The organism is Serratia liquefaciens (genome assembly GCF_027594825.1).
In the GTDB taxonomy this organism is placed as follows: Bacteria; Pseudomonadota; Gammaproteobacteria; order Enterobacterales; family Enterobacteriaceae; genus Serratia; species Serratia liquefaciens_A.
The window spans coordinates 4288486-4308553 of record NZ_CP088930.1; the positions used below are offsets into that span (position 1 = coordinate 4288486).

Annotated in this window: 17 protein-coding genes; 5 read left to right on the forward strand and 12 right to left on the reverse strand. The window is 57.4% G+C overall.

Features of this window, described 5'->3' with window-relative positions; all coding sequences use genetic code 11:
* The first annotated feature begins 17 nt into the window (after window positions 1–17).
* Window positions 18–743 carry a nicotinamide riboside transporter PnuC gene (gene pnuC / locus LQ945_RS19725; RefSeq protein WP_182823505.1) on the forward strand — a complete coding sequence of 242 codons (726 nt, stop codon included), beginning with the start codon at window positions 18–20 and terminating at the stop codon, window positions 741–743.
* Window positions 744–781: 38 nt separating this feature from the next.
* Here the strand turns inward: pnuC and zitB are convergent, their stop codons facing one another.
* The 3 genes from zitB to LQ945_RS19740 are packed head-to-tail and all read right to left on the reverse strand — an operon-like array spanning window position 782 to window position 5561.
* Window positions 782–1744 carry a CDF family zinc transporter ZitB gene (gene zitB, locus LQ945_RS19730; protein ID WP_270101517.1) on the reverse strand — a complete coding sequence of 321 codons (963 nt, stop codon included), beginning with the start codon at window positions 1742–1744 and terminating at the stop codon, window positions 782–784.
* On the reverse strand, window positions 1744–4959 hold the full coding sequence (locus tag LQ945_RS19735; RefSeq protein WP_270101518.1) for an ATP-binding protein: 3216 nt from the start codon (window positions 4957–4959) through the stop codon (window positions 1744–1746). Before LQ945_RS19735 ends, zitB begins: the two co-directional genes overlap by 1 nt.
* Complete coding sequence (locus tag LQ945_RS19740; protein WP_262240355.1) at window positions 4956–5561, reverse strand: response regulator; 606 nt, start codon at window positions 5559–5561, stop codon at window positions 4956–4958. The genes LQ945_RS19735 and LQ945_RS19740 overlap by 4 nt, the downstream gene beginning before the upstream one ends.
* 206 nt (window positions 5562–5767) lie before the next feature.
* On the opposite strand from LQ945_RS19740, the gene aroG reads away from it, so the two are divergent.
* Window positions 5768–6820, forward strand: a complete 1053-nt coding sequence (gene aroG / locus LQ945_RS19745) for a 3-deoxy-7-phosphoheptulonate synthase AroG (RefSeq protein WP_020825692.1) — start codon at window positions 5768–5770, stop codon at window positions 6818–6820.
* A gap of 70 nt (window positions 6821–6890) precedes the next feature.
* On the opposite strand, the gene gpmA is transcribed toward aroG, so the two are convergent.
* From gpmA to modE, 9 genes are all read right to left on the reverse strand, one after another.
* Complete coding sequence (gene gpmA / locus LQ945_RS19750) at window positions 6891–7643, reverse strand: 2,3-diphosphoglycerate-dependent phosphoglycerate mutase (RefSeq protein WP_004941818.1); 753 nt, start codon at window positions 7641–7643, stop codon at window positions 6891–6893.
* A gap of 213 nt (window positions 7644–7856) precedes the next feature.
* Window positions 7857–8195 (reverse strand): PsiF family protein, encoded by a 339-nt coding sequence (locus LQ945_RS19755; RefSeq protein ID WP_020825694.1) that lies wholly within the window; start codon window positions 8193–8195, stop codon window positions 7857–7859.
* 196 nt (window positions 8196–8391) lie between these two features.
* Entirely contained in the window at window positions 8392–9435 is a 1044-nt protein-coding gene (galM, locus tag LQ945_RS19760) for a galactose-1-epimerase (protein ID WP_270101519.1), read from the reverse strand.
* Window positions 9429–10580 carry a galactokinase gene (gene galK, locus LQ945_RS19765; RefSeq protein ID WP_270101520.1) on the reverse strand — a complete coding sequence of 384 codons (1152 nt, stop codon included), beginning with the start codon at window positions 10578–10580 and terminating at the stop codon, window positions 9429–9431. Before galK ends, galM begins: the two co-directional genes overlap by 7 nt.
* The gene (gene galT, locus LQ945_RS19770; RefSeq protein WP_044548938.1) at window positions 10577–11629 is read right to left on the reverse strand and encodes a galactose-1-phosphate uridylyltransferase; all 1053 of its coding nucleotides are present in this window, start codon (window positions 11627–11629) and stop codon (window positions 10577–10579) included. The genes galK and galT overlap by 4 nt, the downstream gene beginning before the upstream one ends.
* 285 nt (window positions 11630–11914) lie before the next feature.
* Window positions 11915–12736 (reverse strand): CPBP family intramembrane glutamic endopeptidase, encoded by an 822-nt coding sequence (locus LQ945_RS19775; RefSeq protein WP_044548940.1) that lies wholly within the window; start codon window positions 12734–12736, stop codon window positions 11915–11917.
* A 153-nt stretch (window positions 12737–12889) separates the two neighbouring features.
* Complete coding sequence (locus LQ945_RS19780) at window positions 12890–13462, reverse strand: cysteine hydrolase family protein (protein ID WP_044548942.1); 573 nt, start codon at window positions 13460–13462, stop codon at window positions 12890–12892.
* A 131-nt stretch (window positions 13463–13593) separates the two neighbouring features.
* Window positions 13594–15066 (reverse strand): molybdate ABC transporter ATP-binding protein ModF, encoded by a 1473-nt coding sequence (gene modF, locus LQ945_RS19785; RefSeq protein WP_270101521.1) that lies wholly within the window; start codon window positions 15064–15066, stop codon window positions 13594–13596.
* Between the two features lie 90 nt (window positions 15067–15156).
* Window positions 15157–15948 (reverse strand): molybdenum-dependent transcriptional regulator, encoded by a 792-nt coding sequence (modE, locus tag LQ945_RS19790; RefSeq protein WP_270101522.1) that lies wholly within the window; start codon window positions 15946–15948, stop codon window positions 15157–15159.
* Window positions 15949–16142: 194 nt separating this feature from the next.
* Between modE and LQ945_RS19795 the strand changes: the two genes are divergently transcribed.
* The 3 genes from LQ945_RS19795 to LQ945_RS19805 are packed head-to-tail and all read left to right on the forward strand — an operon-like array spanning window position 16143 to window position 20068.
* The gene (locus LQ945_RS19795) at window positions 16143–18308 is read left to right on the forward strand and encodes a TonB-dependent receptor (RefSeq protein ID WP_270101523.1); all 2166 of its coding nucleotides are present in this window, start codon (window positions 16143–16145) and stop codon (window positions 18306–18308) included.
* A 7-nt stretch (window positions 18309–18315) separates the two neighbouring features.
* The gene (locus tag LQ945_RS19800; RefSeq protein ID WP_270101524.1) at window positions 18316–19311 is read left to right on the forward strand and encodes an ABC transporter substrate-binding protein; all 996 of its coding nucleotides are present in this window, start codon (window positions 18316–18318) and stop codon (window positions 19309–19311) included.
* A gap of 1 nt (window position 19312) precedes the next feature.
* Window positions 19313–20068, forward strand: coding sequence for a class I SAM-dependent methyltransferase (locus tag LQ945_RS19805; protein ID WP_044548950.1), 756 nt, complete (start codon window positions 19313–19315; stop codon window positions 20066–20068).

Genomic DNA, 20068 nt, shown 5'->3' on the forward strand with positions numbered 1-20068 from the left:
TTAATAAGGATGATAAAATGAGCTTTTTCAGTACCAGCAACATCTTGGTGCATATCCCGCTGGGTGCGGGGGGCTATGATCTGTCGTGGATTGAGGCGATCGGCACCTTGTTCGGTTTGTTGTGTATCTGGTATGCCAGCAAAGAGAAAATCATCAATTACCTGTTCGGTCTGATTAACGTCACGCTGTTCGCGGTGATTTTCTTCCAAATCCAGCTTTACGCCAGTCTGCTGCTGCAGCTGTTCTTCTTTGTTGCCAATATCTACGGCTGGTACGCCTGGAGTCGCCAGACGCAGGATAATCAGGCCGAGCTGAAGATTCGTTGGTTATCGTTGCCGAAGGCATTGGGCTGGGCGGCGGTCTGTGTGATCGGCATTGCGCTGATGACCTTTAATATCGACCGCGTTTTCGCCTGGTTGACCCAGGTTGCGGTGACGGTAATGCAGGGATTGGGCCTCAGCGTGCAAATGCCTGAGTTGCAACCGGACGCCTTCCCGTTCTGGGATTCAGCGATGATGGTGCTGTCGATCGTCGCGATGATTCTGATGACGCGCAAGTACGTGGAGAATTGGTTGCTGTGGGTGGTGATTGACGTGATCAGCGTGGCGATTTTTGCCTATCAGGGCGTTTACGCCATGGCGCTGGAATACGTGATCCTGACGCTGATTGCGCTGAACGGTTCCTGGCTGTGGATCAAAAGCGCCGGCAACAACCAATCGCGGCCTTTGTCTTCCGCACCTTAAAATATCGCCGGGGCGCCCTATAAGGCGCCCCGATGGTATTAATGATGATGCCCCAGATGGGAATGCGAACCGGAATGTGAGTGGTCACTCGGCTCGGGAGCCCGGTTAACTCCGCAGTCGGGCGTATCGCAATGCTGGTATTCCATTTGAATGGTCACGTGGCCAATCCGGTAGTGTTCCAACAGATAGCCCTGAATGCGGCGCAGTAAGCCATCATGGTCATTCGGCGGTATCACCTGCGCATGCAACGTCATCAGTTTCTGTTCACCAATCTGCCAGACGTGGACGTGGTGGATGTTGCGCACCTCAGGAATATTCAGGCACAGGTCTTTTTGCAGTTTGGCGATATCCACTTCTTGCGGCGTCCCCTCCAGCAGCTCGTGGAAGCTCTCCTTCAGCAGCCGCCAGGCACTGCGTATCACCAGGCAGGACACCAGCACCGACAGTATCGGGTCGATCGGCGTCCAGCCGGTGGTCAGGATCACAATCGCTGCGGCAATGGCCCCCACCGACCCCAGTAAATCCCCCAACACGTGCAGTGCCGCGGCCCGCACGTTGATGTTCTTCTCTTCGCTACCGCGGTGCAGCAGCCAGAAGGCGAACAGGTTAGCCAGCAGCCCCGCAATGGCGATAATCAGCATCGGCGTACCCATCACCGGCTGTGGCTCGAAGAAACGCCGTATCGCCTCCCACAGGATGAATACCACGATCACCAACAGCGCGGCGGCGTTGAGGAAGGCCGCGAGGGTGGTCAGGCGCAGATAACCAAAGGTATGGCGTGCATTGGGCTTGCGCTGCGAGAAGTGCACCGCCATCAAGGCGACCAGCAGCGCAGCGGCATCGGTGAGCATATGGCCGGCATCGGCCAGCAGCGCCAGTGAACCTGAAATTAACCCACCGGCCACTTCGGCGATCATAAATACCGCGGTGACTAAAAAAGCGGTCAGTAGGCGTTTACTATTACTGTCTTTCGGCTGGTGTACGTGCGGACTGTCCGACATTATTCATCCTTATGGTGCATAACAATAGACGACGCGTTAGCGCTGACCAGACCATCCAGTTCTATCAGTATCTGTTCCACTAACGCACTTAATTCAGTATAGGTGGCCTGAAGCAATGTTCCTTCACGCCCGCTGTCCACCAGTTGTTGACACAGGCTGGCTGCCGCCGGCAGTTGCAGCATCAACAGGCTGCCCTTAATGCGATGCGCGGCTTGCCCAAGCTGCAGCCAGTCCTTGCTCTGTACCGCCTGCTCAAGCCGCTGCTGGTCCTGCCGCAGCGTTGTCAGCAGCGTTGTCGCCAGACGCTGGATCATCGGTCGGTCATTACCGGCCATATCGGCCAGGGACTGCTGAAGGTCAGTAAGGACTAACTGCTGCTCCAGCGCCTGGGATTGCTGTGGCAACGTCTGGGCGAGTGCATCCAGTGAAATGGGCTTGGTTAAAAAGCGATCTATGGCCACCAGCTCCGGCGGGATACGGGTAAATTCCTGCACGTCCGCCGAGCAGAGGATAATTTGGCAAGCCGGACGATGATGGCGCTGCTCGTCACGCCTTATCAGCCTCGCCAGCGTCAGGCCATCCGGACGCGGCATATTGTAATCAATAAACAGCAGGTCAAACGGCTGCTCACGATGGGCTTTCAACAGCGGGTAACCCTGCTCGAACAGCGTCGGCTGCAGGCCGAAGTGGCGCAGCTGTCGCTCCATCAGCAGCAGATTGGTGGGGTGATCGTCGATCAACGCCACGCGCAAGGTCGGCGGGGGCAAATTGAGCGGCATATCGGCCTGCTGTACCGCCGAGCCAAGGGCGACCTGGCTGACCGGGATGGACAGGGTAACTTCGGTACCGATGCCTAACTGCGAGTGCAACTCTATCCTGCCGCCCATTTGCTCGATGATTTCCTTGCAGATAGACAGCCCGAGCCCGGTTCCCTGCACGGACACGCGCTGTGCGCCGCGTGCGCGGTAAAACGGCTGAAACAGCTTGTCGATCTCATCGGCGGCGATGCCACAACCGCTGTCGGTCACCGTCAGCGACAGTTCCCCCAGTGGCGCTGACTGTTCACGCCAGCCGAGACTGACCTGAATGCTGCCGCGCGGGGTGAACTTAATGGCATTATTTATCAGGTTGTTAGCGACCTGAAGTAAACGCTCACCATCGATAACAACGGCGGCTGGCAAGTTGTCGCTCGCACTCACGCCGAAGGTTACCGGGCGTTCACCGATCAGTGGCCGATACAGGGCACTGATGTGGTCAATCCAGGGTTGCAGGGCCACGGCCTTGGGCACTAGGGTCAGCGAGCCGGTAGCCAGCCGGGCATGGTCTTGCAAGTCATTGAGCAGGTTGAGCAATGATGATGCCGAGCTGTAGATCACCGGCAGCCCCTCGGGAGTCGGCTGGCGCTTTAGCTCCAGTTCCAGCAAGCCAAGAATGGCGTGCATCGGGGTGCGCAGCTCGTGGCTGACGGTGGCCAGAAACTTGCTCTTCATTCGGTTTTCGGCTTCGGCATGCCGACGTGCCTGCTCAATCACTTCCCGTTCACGTGTTTCGCGTCTTTGCAGGATAAAACGGCGTAGGGTCAGCCCCAGCAGCAGCAGGATCGCCGCAGCCAGCAATGCCAGCAGCCAGGTGGTTTGCGGCTGCATGCGGTTTTCATTCACGGCGTCGATCAGGTTGCTGCGATCGACAATCCACTCATCGCGCAGTGACTGCAGCGTTTCCGACGGGATTTGCATCAGGTTCTTGTCGAGAATAGCCAGCAGCAAAGGTTGATCCTGCCGCACACCGAAGGCAACCGGATAGGCGATATTATTGGCGGCGAAGGCCAGCTTTATCGCCCCGGAGTAACGCGACAGCGCGACAAAATTTGCCGAAATCACATTATCCACCAGCGCATCCAACTGGCCGTTAGCCAGGGCGTCATACATGGCTTTGCTGTCGGCAAAACGGATCTGTTCTTCATTGGCGGGCACCAGGCCCTGCGCCAAATCGCCCTGCAACACGCCGATACGTTTACCGGCCAGATCGCTCCAGGTGGAAATGCCGTTGTCGTGCTGGCCCACATACACCCCCCACAGCGAACGGTGGATGGGCATACTTGCGCTGTAACGCGCTTTAACCCCACGCGCCAGTGGCAAAGCGGTACGAAAGCTGGCCTGGCCGGACTGTACCAGTTGATCCGCCTGTTCGGCATTGCGCGCCCAGAGTGGAACAAAGCGCAACCCGGTGTTTTGCGCGATGATATTCAAAATGTCGATGGCATAACCGCGCGCTTGCCCACCGGAACCGCGGTAAGCGAAGGGAAAGTTATTCTCGATGGCGGCGTAATAGACGGTGGGGTGAGTCTTCACCCAGCTTTTCTCCATCTGCGTCAGATCGGCGTTGCCGGTATCGAGATAGCTGGGGATCTTTTTACTCCAGCGGCTTTGGATGGCATTCATCAACTCCATCGGGGTGTCGGCGATGGCCACGTTGAGGGTCTCGATCAGCGCCGGGTTGGCGGCGGCAAATACGAACGACAGGTTACCGAGGTTGAGGGTACTTTCGATCTGATAAAGCTGGCCGAGCTGCAACTGGTCGATAATAAAGCTGGCGCTGGCTTCATCGGCAATAAAGTAGTCGCTGCTGCCGTTGAGCAGGGCATACACCGCCTGAAGGTTGTTGTCATAGCGTTGGACGTGGGACGACACCGTTTTTAGCGCATTGCCGGCCTGCATATCGGTCAGGGTGCTGATCGCCACCCGTGCATTGGCGGAGTTGAGCATCACTTTGCGATCGTTGCTGCGATCCCGCAGCACGCGCAGGTTACTGACGTAATAAGGCTGAGAAATTTTCAGGCCGTGCAGCGCTTCGTTTTGCGGAATGCCGTACACCAGATCGACTGTCCCGTCATGCAACGCTTGCTCAAGCTTCGCCAGGTCTGAGAAGCCGTAGATCTGAAAGTGGATGCCGGTGACCTGCTGAACATAGCCCAGGTAGTCGGCATTCAGACCGTAAAGATCGTCATCCACAATAATGTTATAGGGACTGGCATTTTCACTGATGATACCGATGCGCAGCGTCGCGTCGCGCCAGGGGTTTTTCTCGCTGGCGATCAGCAGGTCGGGCGGGATATTCAGGTTGCTGACCAATTGATAGCGTACCGGCTGCGCCGCGTGCGCCAGACTACCGACGCACAGCAGCAGGGTTAACAGCAGCAAAAGCGCACGCATCATGGCGCCAGCTCTTTAAACACCGCCACCAGCTCCAACAGATTACTGGCGCCGGTCTTGCGCAGAATATTCTTCTTGTGAGTACTGACGGTTTTGTTGCTGATGTTCAGCATCTCGGCGATTTGCAGATTGGACAAGCCTTTGCTGAGCAGCCCGAGCACCTGCAGTTCTTTTGGCGTCAGCAGCGTGCCTTCTGCCGGCAGCGCCTCTTCTGTCATGGCGGCGGCGGGAAAGCTCAAGCTTCCATCCAGTACGGTTTCAATCGCCAGCACCAGTTCTTCAAGCCGGCTGCCCTTGTGCACAAATCCGTTGGCACCGGCCGAATAGGCCATGCGGGCGTAGATATCTTCTTCCTGTGCGGTATAGATCAGGATCGGCTGCTGCGGATAGTGGCGGCGGATTTTTTTCAATAATTGCAAACCGTCCACTTGTGGCAGACCGATATCGAGGATCACCAGCGCAAAATCGGCCGTGGCCAATTGGGCCAGTGCCTGAACGTCGTCTTGTACCGCCTGCAGGTGATAGCGGCGGGATGACTTGATTAGCGCCGCTTCCAGTGCGACATGAACCACCGGGTGGTCATCAACTAATAACAAAGAGGGCATGGCTTGGCTCGAGTAACAGTATCCTGGTCGTTAGCATAACGAAAAAGGAGCCACTGCGCTCCCCCGATGAAACAGCACAATCTACTGTTAATTTAGAGGTTCATTCGGCACGTGGCAAAGGTGATTTACAGCGTTACCCTCTCAGGCTAAATTGGATGGATCTATGCTCTGCGAAATACCGCCTCTCGATACCGAATGGAAAAGTTATGAATTACCAAAACGACGATTTACGCATTAAAGAAATTAAGGAACTCCTGCCACCGGTGGCCCTGTTAGAGAAGTTTCCGGCTACTGAGCGCGCAGCAGAGACGGTGTCAAAGGCACGCAGTGCCATTCATCAGATCCTTCGCGGCAGTGACGATCGCCTGCTGGTGGTTATCGGCCCTTGTTCAATCCACGACACCAAAGCGGCGAAAGAGTATGCCGGTCGCCTGCTGTCGCTGCGTCAGGAACTGAGCGGCGAGCTGGAAGTGGTGATGCGGGTTTATTTTGAAAAGCCGCGTACCACCGTGGGCTGGAAAGGGTTGATCAACGATCCGCAAATGGATAACAGCTTCCAGATCAACGACGGTCTGCGTCTGGCCCGTAAGCTGCTGCTGGATATCAACGATACCGGTCTGCCGGCAGCGGGCGAATTCCTCGACATGATCACCCCGCAGTATCTGGCGGATCTGATGAGCTGGGGCGCGATCGGCGCACGCACCACTGAATCTCAGGTGCACCGTGAGCTCTCTTCCGGCCTGTCCTGCCCGGTTGGCTTCAAGAACGGTACCGACGGTACCATCAAGGTTGCCATTGACGCCATCAATGCTGCCAGCGCACCACACTGTTTCCTGTCGGTGACCAAGTGGGGCCATTCAGCCATTGTAAACACCAGCGGCAACGGCGATTGCCACATTATTCTGCGCGGCGGCAAAGAGCCGAACTACAGTGCGGCGCACGTGAAAGAAGTCAAAGAAGGCCTGGTCAAAGCGGGCCTGCCGGCGCAGGTGATGATCGATTTCAGCCATGCCAACAGCAGCAAGCAGTTCAAAAAGCAGCTGGAAGTGAATGCAGACGTTTGCAAGCAGATTGCCGGCGGTGAAAAGGCGATTATGGGCGTGATGATTGAAAGCCATCTGGTGGAAGGCAACCAGAACCTGGAAAGTGGCGATCCGCTGGTTTACGGCAAGAGCGTCACCGACGCCTGCATCGGTTGGGAAGACACCGAAACCGTGCTGCGCGAGCTGGCGACAGCGGTGAAAGCGCGCCGCGGCTGATAAGCCTGCTTGGTTCCAATAAAAAAGCCCCCGGCCAAAACCGGGGGCTTTTTAGATCAACCAGCGAAAATTACTTCGCTTTACCCTGGTTTGCCACGGCGGCCGCTTTGGCAGCGATCTCGTCGGCATTGCCCAGGTAGTAACGTTTGATTGGCTTGAAGTTCTCGTCAAATTCATACACCAACGGCACGCCGGTTGGGATGTTCAGCTCGAGGATCTCGTCTTCGCTCAGGTTATCCAGGTATTTCACCAGCGCACGCAGGGAGTTGCCGTGTGCAGCAACGATAACGCGCTCGCCGCTTTTGATGCGTGGCAGAATTTCTTCGTCCCAGTAAGGGATAACGCGATCGATGGTCAGCGCCAGGCTTTCGGTCAGCGGCAGCTCTTTCTCGGTCAGTGCGGAATAACGCGGATCGTGGCCCGGGTAACGTTCGTCATCTTTGGTCAGCTCTGGTGGAGTAACGGCGAAGCCGCGACGCCATTGCTTAACCTGCTCGTCACCGTATTTTTCTGCGGTTTCAGCCTTGTTCAGACCCTGCAGCGCGCCGTAGTGGCGTTCGTTCAGTTTCCAGGATTTCTCAGTCGGCAGCCAGGCCTGATCCAGTTCGTCCAGAATGTTCCACAGGGTGTGGATAGCGCGCTTCAGTACGGAGGTGTAAGCAAAGTCAAAAGAAAAACCTTCGTCTTTCAACAGTTTGCCTGCTGCTTTCGCTTCGGTGCGGCCTTTGTCGGACAAATCAACATCATACCAACCGGTGAAGCGGTTTTCGTTGTTCCACTGGCTTTCGCCGTGACGCACCAGAACCAGCTTAGTTACAGCCATAGCTTAACTCCTTAATAATCTGACATTTCAATGATAACGAAAATCATTATATTGCCGCGGCCGGGGCCTCGGCAATCGATAGTGTTTAACCATAGCCAATTTCTTGCCGCAAAGTAAGTGCTGTTCTGAGGAAAAGCTGAATCGATCAGGCTGGTGCGTACAGGGAGTGTGGCACGGCGAAGGGAGATTCGGCCGTGCCGTGGGGAAGGGTAATCAGGCCGCTTTTTTCAGGCAATTGCTCATAAAGGTTTTGCGCTCGTCGCCCTTCAGGCTTTTGGTTTTGGCGTCGGCGTTACAGGTTTTCATTTTCTGCTGCTGCGGAGTCAGCGTTTTGGTCGCAGCGGTGCCTTCGGATTTCAGGCAGGTGCTCATAAAGGTAGAGCGATCCGCGCCTTTCAGCGTTTTGCTGGTGGCCTGTTGATTACAATCGGTCATGCGTTTCTGCTGCGCGGCCTGTGCTGGTGATGGCGTTTTTGCTGCGGTCTCGGCAGCCATCAGATTGGTGCTCAGCAGTAAACCCGCCAGTAATGGAAGTGCAGTAATCAGACGCATAGGTGTTCCTTCAGCTATTGGCCGGCCGGGGTGGCCGAAAATTGTGACGTTGCACAAGGTGTTGTGCTTATCACCGTAGCCTGATTCTAGTGCGCGCTTTGGAATAAGGAAAGGCAGCCCCCGGCGCGGCAGTGGGGTAAAAAGGTAAGCATTTATAACAAACGGCCCCTCGCCGCGTGGCAAGGGGCGTAGCGGGTCAGATAGGATAAAACTGATAATGGGTGGCGCTCAGGTATTGTTGCCCCGGCTGTAGCCAACAGTCGGGCTGCGGCCATTCCGGGTGGTTCGGGCTGTCCGGCAAAAACTCGCTTTCCAGCGCCACGCCGGCGTAATTGGCGTAGCTGCCGCCTTCGCGTGCCGGGGTTCCGCTCAGATAGTTGCCGCTGTAGAGCTGCAACGCCGGCGCACTGGTGAAGACGCTCATTTGAACCTGGCCATCAGCCGACCAAAGATGGGCCGCCGGGCAGTCCAATGCGCCACAGGTGCGATGCAGCAAAAAGGCATGATCGTAGCCTTTTACTCGCTGTTGACAGCGATCGCTCAAAAAATCCTGCAGCAGCGTTTTTGGCTGGCGGAAGTCCATGCCGCTGTCTGCCACCGGGGTAAGATCGGCATAGGGGATCCCTTCGCTGTCGACCGGCAGATAGCGGTCGGCAAACAGCTGCAGCCGCTGATGGCGGGCATCGGTTCCGGCGCCGTCGAGGTTGAAGTAGGCGTGGTTGGTTAAATTGACCGGGCAGGCGCGGTCGGTCCGCGCCTGATAGCTGATTTCCAGTCGATTGTCGGCAGTGAGTCGATAGTTGACCTGAACGTCAAGATTGCCGGGAAAACCCTGGTCACCCTCTGGCGAATGCAAGGCGTAGCTCACCTGCTGCTGATCCTGCTGGGTAATGCGCCAGCGGCGGGCATTAAAGCCCTCCGGCCCACCGTGCAGTTGGTGTTCCCCCTGATTGGCGACCAGCGGATGCGGTTTGCCATCAATCTGCAGGCTGGCGTGCGCGATGCGGTTGGCATAGCGCCCGACGGTAGCGCCAAGGTAGGCAGCCTGATTCAGGTAGTCTGCTGGGGTGCGACAGCCCAGCAGCAACTCGCGCGTTTTGCCCGATTTCAGCGGCAATACCGCTGAGAGCCAGGTAGCGCCCCAATCCATCAGCGTTACCGTCATTCCGCCGGCGTTTTTCAGCTGCGTCAATTGGTAGGGCTGGCCGTCAGGGGCCAACGTTTGGCTGTCGCTCAGCATCTGCCGGCCCCCTCTGACGCCTTACAGACGTAAAAGGTTTCTTTCAGCCCCTGGGTTTGCAGCGGGTATTCGCGTGCTACTGCCTCACGAACCGGCTCGACCAGCGCCTGTGGCATCAGCGCCACGATACAGCCGCCAAAACCGCCGCCGGTCATGCGTACGCCGCCGCGGTCGCCGATAACGGCTTTGACAATCTCCACCAGCCGGTCGATCGGCGGCACGGTAATTTCAAAATCATCGCGCATCGAGGCGTGTGACTCCGCCATCAGTTTGCCCATCAGCTTCATATCACCGGCGGCCAGCGCATCGGCAGCAGCCAATGTACGATCGTTTTCGCTGATCACATGACGCGCTCGTTTGGCGACGATCGGATCCAGCTCATTCTGGATCGGAAAAAACAGATCCGGGCTGACATCGCGCAGCGCTTTGACACCGAAGAAGCGCGCGGCTTCCTCACACTGCTTGCGGCGGGTGTTGTATTCGCTGTCTACCAAACCGCGTTTCACATTGGAATTGATGATCACCACCGCGACATCTTCCGGCACCGATACCGCGCGGGTTTCCAGCGTTCGGCAGTCGATCAGCAAAGCATGATCCCGTTCGCCGAGCGCGGAAATCAGTTGATCCATAATCCCGCAGTTACAGCCGACAAACTGGTTCTCCGCTTCTTGACCATTGAGGGCCAGCGCTACGCCATCCAGCGGCAGGGCATACAGCGCCTGCATGGCCTGGCCAACGGCGACCTCCAAAGAGGCGGAAGAACTGAGGCCGGCCCCCTGCGGCACGTTGCCGGCAATCACCAGATCTGCACCGCCAAAATCGCTGTTGCGCTGCTGCAGGTGCTTGATCACGCCGCGTACATAGTCTGACCAGCGTTGGCTAGGATGGCTGACGATCGGATCGTCGAGCGAAAAGAGATCCTGCTGGGCGTCGTAATCGGCGGCGATCACCCGGATCTGACGATCGTCGCGTTTGGCGCAGGCGATCACCGTCTGGTAATCGATGGCGCACGGCAGCACAAAACCGTCGTTATAGTCGGTATGCTCGCCGATCAGGTTCACCCGGCCCGGGGCCTGGATAGTCAGCGCGGGCGCGTAGCCAAAACGTTCGGTAAAAAGGGCGTGGGTAAGGTTCTTTAAACTCATTGTTGGGCTCCGGCTTCACGGTAATGAACATCGCTGACGGCGCGCAGGCGCTCTGCGGCCTGTTCTGCAGTCAAATCGCGCTGGGTTTCTGCCAGCATCTCGTAACCCACCATAAATTTACGCACCGTGGCGGAACGCAGCAGCGGTGGATAGAAGTGGGCGTGTAGTTGCCAGTGGCGGTTATCCGCGTCGTTAAACGGAGCCCCGTGCCAACCCATGGAATAGGGGAAGGAGCACTGGAACAGATTGTCGTAACGGCTGGTCAGTTTTTTCAGCGCCACGGCCAGGTCGCGGCTCTGTTCGGCGCTGAGATCGGTAATGCGCTGCACCGAACTCTTCGGCAACAGCAGCGTTTCAAACGGCCAGGCCGCCCAGTAGGGCACCACGGCCAGCCAGTGCTCGGTTTCCACCACCGTACGGCTGCCGTCAGCCTGTTCGCGCTGGACGTAATCCGACAGCATCGCGGAGTGGTGCCGTTGGAAATACTCGCGCTGCAGACGATCCTCATGCTCGACTTCGTTCGGCAAGAAGCTGTTGGCCCAAACCTGCCCATGCGGATGCGGATTAGAGCACCCCATCGCGGCGCCCTTGTTTTCAAAAACCTGCACCCACGGATAGCTGCGCCCCAGATCGGCGGTCTGCTCCTGCCAGGTGGCAATCACCCGTTCCAGCGCTTGCAGCGGCAATTCCGGCAAGGTTTTGCTGTGATCGGGCGAGAAGCAAATCACCCGGCTGGTGCCACGGGCACTCTGGCAGCGCATCAACGGATCCTGACTTTCCGGTGCCTGCGGGGTGTCCGTCATCAGCGCGGCAAAGTCGTTGGTGAACACGTAGGTGTCCTGATAGTTCGGGTTTTTATCGCCGGTAACACGGGTGTTGCCCGGACAGAGGAAGCAGTCGGGATCGTGCTGTGGCAACGTTTCTTGCTGTGTGGACTCCTGCTGGCCTTGCCACGGCCGTTTGGCACGGTGCGGCGAGACCAATACCCATTGGCCGGTCAGCGGGTTGTAGCGGCGATGGGGATGATCTACGGGGTTAAAATCCGTCATGGCGGTTCCTTTTTCTCGGGCGATGCGGCGCGGTGTAATCGCTTTCATCTGCCGCTAACCTGCCCTTGACTCATACAAATGGATAACTATGAGCAAAAAGATAGCACGTCCCACAGGGGAAAAAGGTGATCCAGAGCGAAAAATGGAATCGTTTACACTACGTGATACAAGTGAGAAACCGCTGGCAGTGTCGAACGGCTAAAGCTGGGAAAGTGGGTGTCAGGCAGCGAGTGATAGCGTTTTCACACCCATGACCGGCAGGCGTTCACCTGCCGGTCATGGCGATCAGGAATGCTGGTACAGCGGGTAAGTGAATAGCAGCAGATGGGTCAGATTCAGCCCGAAGTGGAATAATATCGGCACCCACAAGCGGCCACTCCACATCCACGCCAGGCCGTAAATCAACCCGGCAAGCGTGGCGAAAATGACCATCAGCATGCCACCGGCCAGATGCGCGGCGCCAAAAATCAGCGCGGCAATAATCAGTGCCGGCCAGGCTCCCAACCATTGGCTAAGCCGTTGCTGCAGATAACCACGGAACAGCGCTTCTTCAGCCATGCAGACAAAGAACAGGTTGGCCATGATAAACGGCAGGATCCAGGCTGGGGTATGCAGCTCTATTTTAAGGCCGCCGAGCGCCACCGCCAGCAACAGCAAGGCCGGAACGCTGATAATCAGCGCCGTCCAGGCAGAGGTGCCTACGCTTTTATCCGGCTTGTCGAGTTTAAATAACGTCGGCAAACAGGCAAACAACAGGAAGGGCACTATAGCCTTGTCAAAGTTGTAATACATGGTGAAAGGGGCGCTTAACGGGCCTGCTTTATCGCCGTCGATCATCAATTGGTTATTGATCCCCGGCACCAGGTGCAGGAATAGCGCCACACAGCTTAAAACCACCAACGCTTCAAGTGGCACAGCCAGATTACGCTGTGCCCGAAAATGGTGTCGCAGCCCCGCGAGAGCGGCAATACCTAGTAAGCACGTCAGGCTGAGCGGGGTGAGTACCGCGTGGTACATGCCCATCCCCGCCGATGCGGCCAAAATCAACCAGGCAATAAGCCGGTTAAATGGCAAAAAGAATAACGAAGAAGCCAGTACGCCCCACATAACAATGTCCCTTTAAAATATGCACACGGTACCCATTACCGAAGGCAATCATTGCTTTATCGGTGTGCGAATGATCGGTGAGTTGGGCACTATCCCGGATAGTAGCACAGCGAAATGACGGTAAAGGTCGGTGCAGTGGGTAAAATCGTGCGGTTAACCCTTCATCCAGGCCTGCGAGCGGGTGATTTCTGCCAGGTTCTGCAGGATATCCAGACTCTGCTGGTGGATTTCCTGCGTCGGAGCGGCGCATAAGTCCTGCAAGACGGTCACCTGAAAACCGGCGTCGTGCGCCTGTCTTGCGGTGCTTTCGATCGCCAGCGGGGTACTGACCCCGCCCAGCAACAAATGGTGGCAGCGATGCTGCTGCAGCCAGGCTAACAAATTGTTACCGGCAAAGGCGCCAACGCCGTTCTTTTCGAACTGAATATCCGTTGGCAGCACCTGCAAATCCTTATCCCATTGGCAACCGGGGCTGCTCAGGCGCAGTGCCCCAATCTGTTTCAGGTGGCTAAACAGCGGAGAGTGAGCGGGAATGTCGTGGTAATCGTCGGCAAAACCGACGCGCACCCAAATCACCGGAATTTTACGTACCCGGGCGTAAGCCGCGGCGGCGTTGGTGTTGGCAATCAGGTTTTGCGCCAACACCTGTTCACGGCAATGATTTGCACGCCCTTTGGGGCCAATCAGATCGTCGATAAGATCGATAATAATCAGTGCGGCGGACATGGTGTCTCCAGAAGCGGATCCTTTACCCTTTATGATAAAAGGCCAAATGTGATGTGTTACAGAGGAAGTGTTGCCGGATATGTCATCGGATGAGTAGCGGGGCTACCCATCCGCGCGGGGTCTCGAGGATTTCAGAGCAGCCTATCCAACTGATAACGGTAACCGTCGCCGTCAGGGACAAAGCTCAGGCGGTGAGTAATACTTTGCGGCGCGTCTTCCGCATGGTGGGAGACAAACAGCAGTTGGGTTGCCCCTTGGCCGATCAACACGTCGACAAAGCGACGCACCAACTGACGATTGAGCGGATCCAGCCCCTGCAGCGGCTCGTCGAGGATCAACAGCGCCGGATGCTTGACCAGGGCGCGGGCGATCAGCGCTAACCGTTGCTGGCCCCAGGAAAGGCTGTGGAAGGGGGCTTCGCCGTTTGTACCGCCCAGCCCCAGCAGCGCCAGCCACTGGTCGGCCAATTGCCGTTGGCGATCGGATACCGCCTGGTAAATGCCGATCGAATCGAAGAAGCCGGACAGGATCACGTTGCGCACGCTGCTGCTGACGCGGTAATCCAGATGCAGGCTGCTGCTGACGTAGCCGATATGGCGTTTGATATCCCAGATGGTTTCCCCGCTGCCGCGGCGGCGGCCGAACAGGGTAAGATCGTTGCTGTACCCCTGAGGATGATCGCCGGTGATCAGGCTGAGCAGCGTCGATTTACCGGCCCCGTTCGGGCCGACGATCTGCCAGTGTTCGCCGGGATTAACCTGCCAGTCGAGGTGATTGAGAATGGCTCGATCGTTGTAGCTGACCCTCCCGTCGCGCAGGATAATTAACGGTTGATCCGCCGGCAGCGTGGTTTTCTGCGCCGGATCTTCGGTTTCCGGCAGTGCCAGGCCATCCAGATTCTCGCTGTGCGCCAGTTGCGCCACTAATGCTTCCGCCATCACCTGCCGGCGCGTCCCCTGGCTTGCCAGGGTGCAATCGGCCAGCACGCCCACGTTACGGATAAAGTCCGGCACTTCGTCAAAGCGATTGAGCACCAGCACCAGGGTATAGCCATGCCCGGAGAGGTCATTTAACAGCGCAGCCAACTGAGCGCGCGAATTCACGTCCAGCCCATCGAAAGGCTCATCCAGGATCAGTAAATCGGGCTGCGGCATCAGCGCCCTGCACAGCAGGGTTTTGCGCGTTTCGCCGGTAGAAAGGTATTTAAAGCGACGTGACAACAGCGGGGTAATGCCGAACTGTTCGGCCAGTTGCGCGCAGCGTACGGGGTCTTTGACCTCTTCCTGAATAATTTCCTCCGCGGTGCGTCCGGTATCTTCCTCGCCGGGGCTGAGCAGGTCGGTATTGTTACGTTGCCATTCGTCGCTGACCAGCTTTTGCAACTGTTCGAAAGAGATGCGTACCGCATGGCTGAAATCGCTGCGGCGCTCGCCGCTAAGCAGCACCAGTTCATCCGCCAGCGCGCGTGCCAGCGCGGATTTGCCGCTGCCGTTGGCGCCGACAAAGGCCCAGCTGTCGCCGGCCTGTATGTCCAGGGCCTCCAGCGTCAGGGTACGGGTATCGCTTAAGCGAAATGAACCTTGCGAAATGTGCAACGACGACATCACTTGTTCCTTTTTATGCAATTATTTTGTTTAGAAATAGGCGCATTGCGGAGCGATGTCAATCGGCAAAAATGCAACGTCACGTTGCGTTTAGCACAACGTGGCGACAATCACCCGATCGGCGTTAAACAAGGCGTGCACCGGGCTGGCGGGGCGCAGTTTAAGCTGCTGCAGTTCGGCATTGCTTACGGTGGCGCACAGGGTTTCGCCGCCCGTCAGCGTGACCAGCACTTCGCTGTGATCGGTGCCCGGTTGAATGCTGGCGACCACGCCCGCCAATGCGTTGTCCGCAGCGCCGACCAGGGCCGGATCGGTATTCAGTTTTACCCAGGGGGCTTTAATCAGCGCCAGCACTTCCTTGCCGGGCGAGAGCTGCAGCCGATCGGCGCTCTGTTGAGTAATGGCCGCGCTAAGACGCGTTTTACCGTCGTTAAGGAGAATATCCAGATGCTGCTGCACCTGCTGGTGATCGCGTTCGATCACGGTGCCAAAGAACTGGTTGCGGGCGCTGGTTTGCAGTGAGAAACGCGAGATTGCCGCCAGCAGGCTGTCGAGCGGCAGCTCATCCTGTTGCAATACGTCGAAGGCTTTTTGCTGGATCTGCCCCAGCAGATCGTAAAGCTGAATCAACCGCTCCCCGTAGCGAGTCACCTGGGCCCCGCCACCACCTTTGCCGCCGGTGGCACGTTCCACCACCGTCTGCTCCGCCAACTGATTCATTTCGTTAATCGCGTCCCAGGCACTTTTATAGCTGATGCCCGCCAGCTTGGCGCCCTGGCTGATGGATCCGGTGTGCCGGACTTGTTTCAGCAGCGCGATGCGGCGCGGATCGGCGAACAGTTTTTGCTGAAGTTTTAGGGTAAGAAGAATTTCGGCCTGCATAACGCGTCCTGTCGGCTGCAAAAGCCTTATTGTCGCCGATTTAGTCGCAAAGCGCCAAAAGTGCGTCGGCAACAGCCTGGGAGTGAGAGCAATAAAAACTGGCCTTCAATTATTGAAATGTTATAACATAACAAAAAATATAATGATTGATGCCGGTCACGGCGGGTTTTTATTTCACCAAAGGGATGCTGTAAATGAGTGCTGCACGCCTGGGTTTCGTCACGCCCAAAAAATCACCTTATTACCTGATTACCGCTTTGCTGTTAAGCCTGCCGAACGTCGCGCAGGCCGCCAGCGATTGCGACAAAACCGAAAAGTCATCAGGTTGCGAAGACAGCTTAACCGTGCAGGCAGCCAGCCAGCCCCAGAGTACCTATGGCTCGCTGGATGTGGTCGCCCGTTCGGCATCGCGTCTGGGCTTGACCAGCAAAGAAACGCCGCGCAGTATTGAGGTTATCAGCGCACAAGCTATTGGGCAGCGGGGTGACAAAACGCTCGCCGACGTTGTCGAGCACGCGACAGGCATGTCAGGCGTGGCTTCACCCACGCTCAGCAACAATTTTTCGTTACGCGGTTTCAGGCCTGTGTCCTGGCTGTATAACGGCGTCGAAACGCCGGGCAGCACCCTTCAGCTAGCGGATCCTTCTCATTATGGCAGTGTAGAAGTGTTGCGCGGCCCCGGATCGGTGCTCAATGGCCTGAGCGCCGCCGGTGGCAGCGTCAATCTGCTTTCGCGCCAGCCTACCTTCAGCCGCCAGCCCATCGAGCTCGACTATGGCCTGTCGAGTTATAACAGCCAGCGCCTGCACCTGGGGGCGGGCGGCACGTTACTGGACGATGTGGCGGCTTACCGTTTGGACGTCAGCGGCAGCGACAGCGGCACCAATGTGCAATATGAGCGTGATAAACAGAAGCGGGTATCCGGCGCACTGCTGTTTAAGTTGTCTGATAATGCCCTGCTGACATTAAACCTGGATCGCATGCTCAACCGCACCAACAACCCTTACTACGGCACGCCGCTGGTGGAAGGGAAGGTGGCTCGCGAGCTGCGCGATATCAACTACAACAACCTGACCGACAGCCGTATCCAGAGCAATGCCACGTCGTTTCAGGCCAGCCTGGACTGGTTCACCACGCCCGAAATTGAGCTGCATAATCAGTTTTACTACTACAGCGGTTTTCGCGAATGGCGCAATGTGGAACGCTTTCGCGTCTCGGCGGCCACCCAGCCCGGCTATGTCAATCGCGATTCGTTCGGGGCGCTGGCCCACGATGATGACCTGATCGGCAACCGCAGTTCCCTGGTGTTCGACCGGCCGCTGGGCGGCTTCGATAACCGGTTTATTGTCGGCATTGACCTGAGTAAACGCCGCTTTCAGTATTACTCCAACGGCTTCCCCGGTTCCGAAGAGGTTCCGCTGCAGGCACCGATCAGAGAAAGTTTTTCTCAGGGCACCGATAGCCAACGTTCTCCGGTTCGTCGCGTTACGCAAAACCAGTACGCCGCCTTTTTGGAAGACCGCTTCAGCCTGACGGAGCGTTTAACCCTGCTGGGGCAGTTACGCTACAACCATATGGAGATGGATTGGCATTTTCAGGGGCCGCAAGAAGAGCGCTCCTCGCAAACCTACGCCTTCAGCGTCTGGAGCCTTGGCCCCAGCTATGCGTTGACCGACAACCTCAATATTTACGCCAACTACACTACCGGCCAGGAGCCTGGCAACGATCTGTTCTTTTTAAGCCCGGCGCAAACCAGCCTGCCGCTGACCCGGGTACGCCAATGGGAAGTCGGTGCCAAGGGGCAGTTTTGGGATAACAAGGGTGAGGCCACGCTGGCACTGTACGAGCTGCGCAAGGACAACCTGTTCGTGCCCAATGCGCAGCAGCCGGATACGCTAAATGCGGTCGGTCGGCAGACTTCGCGCGGTGTGGAAGTCAACCTGATGCTGCGTCCTACCGATCGGTTGGAGCTGGCTGCCAATGCGGCCTACACCCATGCCCGTTACGATGAATACCGTGGCGGCAGCCCGTTGCGCAGCTATAACGGCAATCGCCCGGCCTACATCCCTGACTGGACCGCCAACCTCACGGCACGTTATATGCCGACGGAGCAGTGGGGGCTCACCTCATCGCTACGCTACGTGGGCAGCAGTTATAACGACGACGCCAACCAGCGTAAAATGCCGTCCTATACCACGCTCGATCTGGCCACGGACTATCAGATCACCCGGTCCGTGGGTGTGGGCGTGCGTATCAGAAACGTCACTAACCAGTTGTATGCCTATCAACGTACATACCCGGATCAGGTGCTGATTGCGCCATCGCGCACTTACGAAAGCTTTATTTCGGTGAGGTTCTGATCCCGCTATGCAGCCGATAATCTGCCTGCTGGTGGCGCTGGGCCTGTCGTTTAACGCGCTGGCACAGACCGGCGCCGTCACCCTCAACAACTGCGGCCAGCCGTACCGTTACCCGGCGGTGCCTGAGCGCGTGCTGGTTTACGCCAATCCCGCGTTGGAAAACATGCTGGCGCTGGGGTTGGCACAACGCATCGTCGGCATCATCGGTTATGACTACGCGCAGGATACGGCCCCGTCTGCGGCGAAATGGGGCAAAGCACTGAGCAAACTGTCGGCTGCCGCGCCGCCTGCGGCGGAACCTTTGCTGTTGCTCAATCCGGATTTTGTCTATTCGGCCAGTTACTACTGGTTTAACAGTCCGGAAACGCCCAGTCGCGATCGGCTGACGGAGTGGAAAATAGCCACCTATCTCTCGCCTGACGTCTGCAGTGGCCAACAAAGTACCGTAAGCCGCTCGGCGAGCTTCGAGGGTATTTTTGCCGAACTGCGTGATATTGCCCGAATTTTTAACGTCACCGGCGTGGCTGAACGCTTAATTAAAAAGCAGCAGTCACAACTGCGGGAACTGGAGCGACAGGCGGCGTCCTTGCCCCAACAGCGGCTATTTTGGTGGTATGCCGGTACGCAAACCCCTTATGTGGCGGGATGCTGCGGGGCACCGGCACTGCTGACCCGTCAGATTGGCAGTCAAAATCTGTTTGGCGACCTGCGCGAGCTTTGGCCCACCGTATCCTGGGAAACCATTGCCGCCCGCGATCCCGACGTGATTGTGCTGGGCGATTTGCCCCGTGGCGGCCTCGGCGACAGTGCCAAAGACAAGATCCATTTTCTGGAGCATCACCCTCTTACCTCAAGCCTGCGCGCCGTGCGCCAAAAACGCTATGTCATTTTGCCCGGCTACGATCTGGATCCCTCGGTACGTACCCTGGCGGCTTTGCAACGTTTAATTCAGGGCCTGCAGCAACAGGCCTTAGGATCACCCATTCCCAAAAAGGAACCCTGATATGTCCTCTCTTTCATTCTCCTCACTGCTGACCTCGTGGGATCAACAGCAGGGCGCTTATATCGCCGAACGAGAAGCGCGTTTCAATGCCCAACTCGACGTGTTAGCGCTTTCGGTCGGCGAGGATTTTCACGTGCTCGATTTGGCCTGTGGGCCGGGATCGCTAAGCCTGCGCATCCTTCAACGTTTCCCGCAGGCCAAAGTAACGGCGATGGATCTCGATCCGTTACTGTTGGCCATCGCCCGCGGCGCCCTGGCGGACTATGGCGACAGGATCCGCATCATTCAGGCCGATCTCGCCGATCCTGAGTGTTTCTCATCGCTTGAAGGGGCAACGCCTGACGCGGCGGTTTCCAGCACGGCGCTGCACTGGCTAATGCCGGAACAGCTGACGGTGCTGTATCGAAACATCGCCGAACTGCTACCCACGGGGGGCGTATTTCTGAATGCTGACCACCAGCGTTACGACCATCGGCAGCCACGCGTTAAAACGTTGGCTGAACTGCACGATAACCAGACGCAACAACGGGCCTGGCGAAACGGCGTCGAAGACTGGGATCGGTGGTTTGACAAGGTGCAGCAACTGCCGGAGCTGGCGCAATATCGGCAACAGCGGGAAAACCTGTTCGCCGGGCGTCCTGTCCCTCCGGCGACGGCATTGGACTTCCAACTTGCCAGCCTGACGCAGGCGGGGTTTACCGAGGTCGGGCCGGTCTGGCAACTGCTGGATGACTACGTGATTGCAGGCTGGAAATAG

Bases quoted from the DNA above. Each gene is read 5' to 3' on its own strand.
- galT (WP_044548938.1), bottom strand. From the start codon at position 11,629: ATGACGGATTTTAACCCCGTAGATCATCCCCATCGCCGCTACAACCCG.
- LQ945_RS19800 (WP_270101524.1), top strand. From the start codon at position 18,316: ATGCAGCCGATAATCTGCCTGCTGGTGGCGCTGGGCCTGTCGTTTAAC.
- zitB (WP_270101517.1), bottom strand. From the start codon at position 1,744: ATGTCGGACAGTCCGCACGTACACCAGCCGAAAGACAGTAATAGTAAA.
- galK (WP_270101520.1), bottom strand. From the start codon at position 10,580: ATGAGTTTAAAGAACCTTACCCACGCCCTTTTTACCGAACGTTTTGGC.
- LQ945_RS19780 (WP_044548942.1), bottom strand. From the start codon at position 13,462: ATGTCCGCCGCACTGATTATTATCGATCTTATCGACGATCTGATTGGC.
- modF (WP_270101521.1), bottom strand. From the start codon at position 15,066: ATGTCGTCGTTGCACATTTCGCAAGGTTCATTTCGCTTAAGCGATACC.
- LQ945_RS19755 (WP_020825694.1), bottom strand. From the start codon at position 8,195: ATGCGTCTGATTACTGCACTTCCATTACTGGCGGGTTTACTGCTGAGC.
- LQ945_RS19740 (WP_262240355.1), bottom strand. From the start codon at position 5,561: ATGCCCTCTTTGTTATTAGTTGATGACCACCCGGTGGTTCATGTCGCA.
- aroG (WP_020825692.1), top strand. From the start codon at position 5,768: ATGAATTACCAAAACGACGATTTACGCATTAAAGAAATTAAGGAACTC.
- LQ945_RS19805 (WP_044548950.1), top strand. From the start codon at position 19,313: ATGTCCTCTCTTTCATTCTCCTCACTGCTGACCTCGTGGGATCAACAG.
- modE (WP_270101522.1), bottom strand. From the start codon at position 15,948: ATGCAGGCCGAAATTCTTCTTACCCTAAAACTTCAGCAAAAACTGTTC.
- gpmA (WP_004941818.1), bottom strand. From the start codon at position 7,643: ATGGCTGTAACTAAGCTGGTTCTGGTGCGTCACGGCGAAAGCCAGTGG.
- LQ945_RS19735 (WP_270101518.1), bottom strand. From the start codon at position 4,959: ATGATGCGTGCGCTTTTGCTGCTGTTAACCCTGCTGCTGTGCGTCGGT.
- LQ945_RS19795 (WP_270101523.1), top strand. From the start codon at position 16,143: ATGAGTGCTGCACGCCTGGGTTTCGTCACGCCCAAAAAATCACCTTAT.
- LQ945_RS19775 (WP_044548940.1), bottom strand. From the start codon at position 12,736: ATGTGGGGCGTACTGGCTTCTTCGTTATTCTTTTTGCCATTTAACCGG.
- galM (WP_270101519.1), bottom strand. From the start codon at position 9,435: ATGCTGAGCGACAGCCAAACGTTGGCCCCTGACGGCCAGCCCTACCAA.
- pnuC (WP_182823505.1), top strand. From the start codon at position 18: ATGAGCTTTTTCAGTACCAGCAACATCTTGGTGCATATCCCGCTGGGT.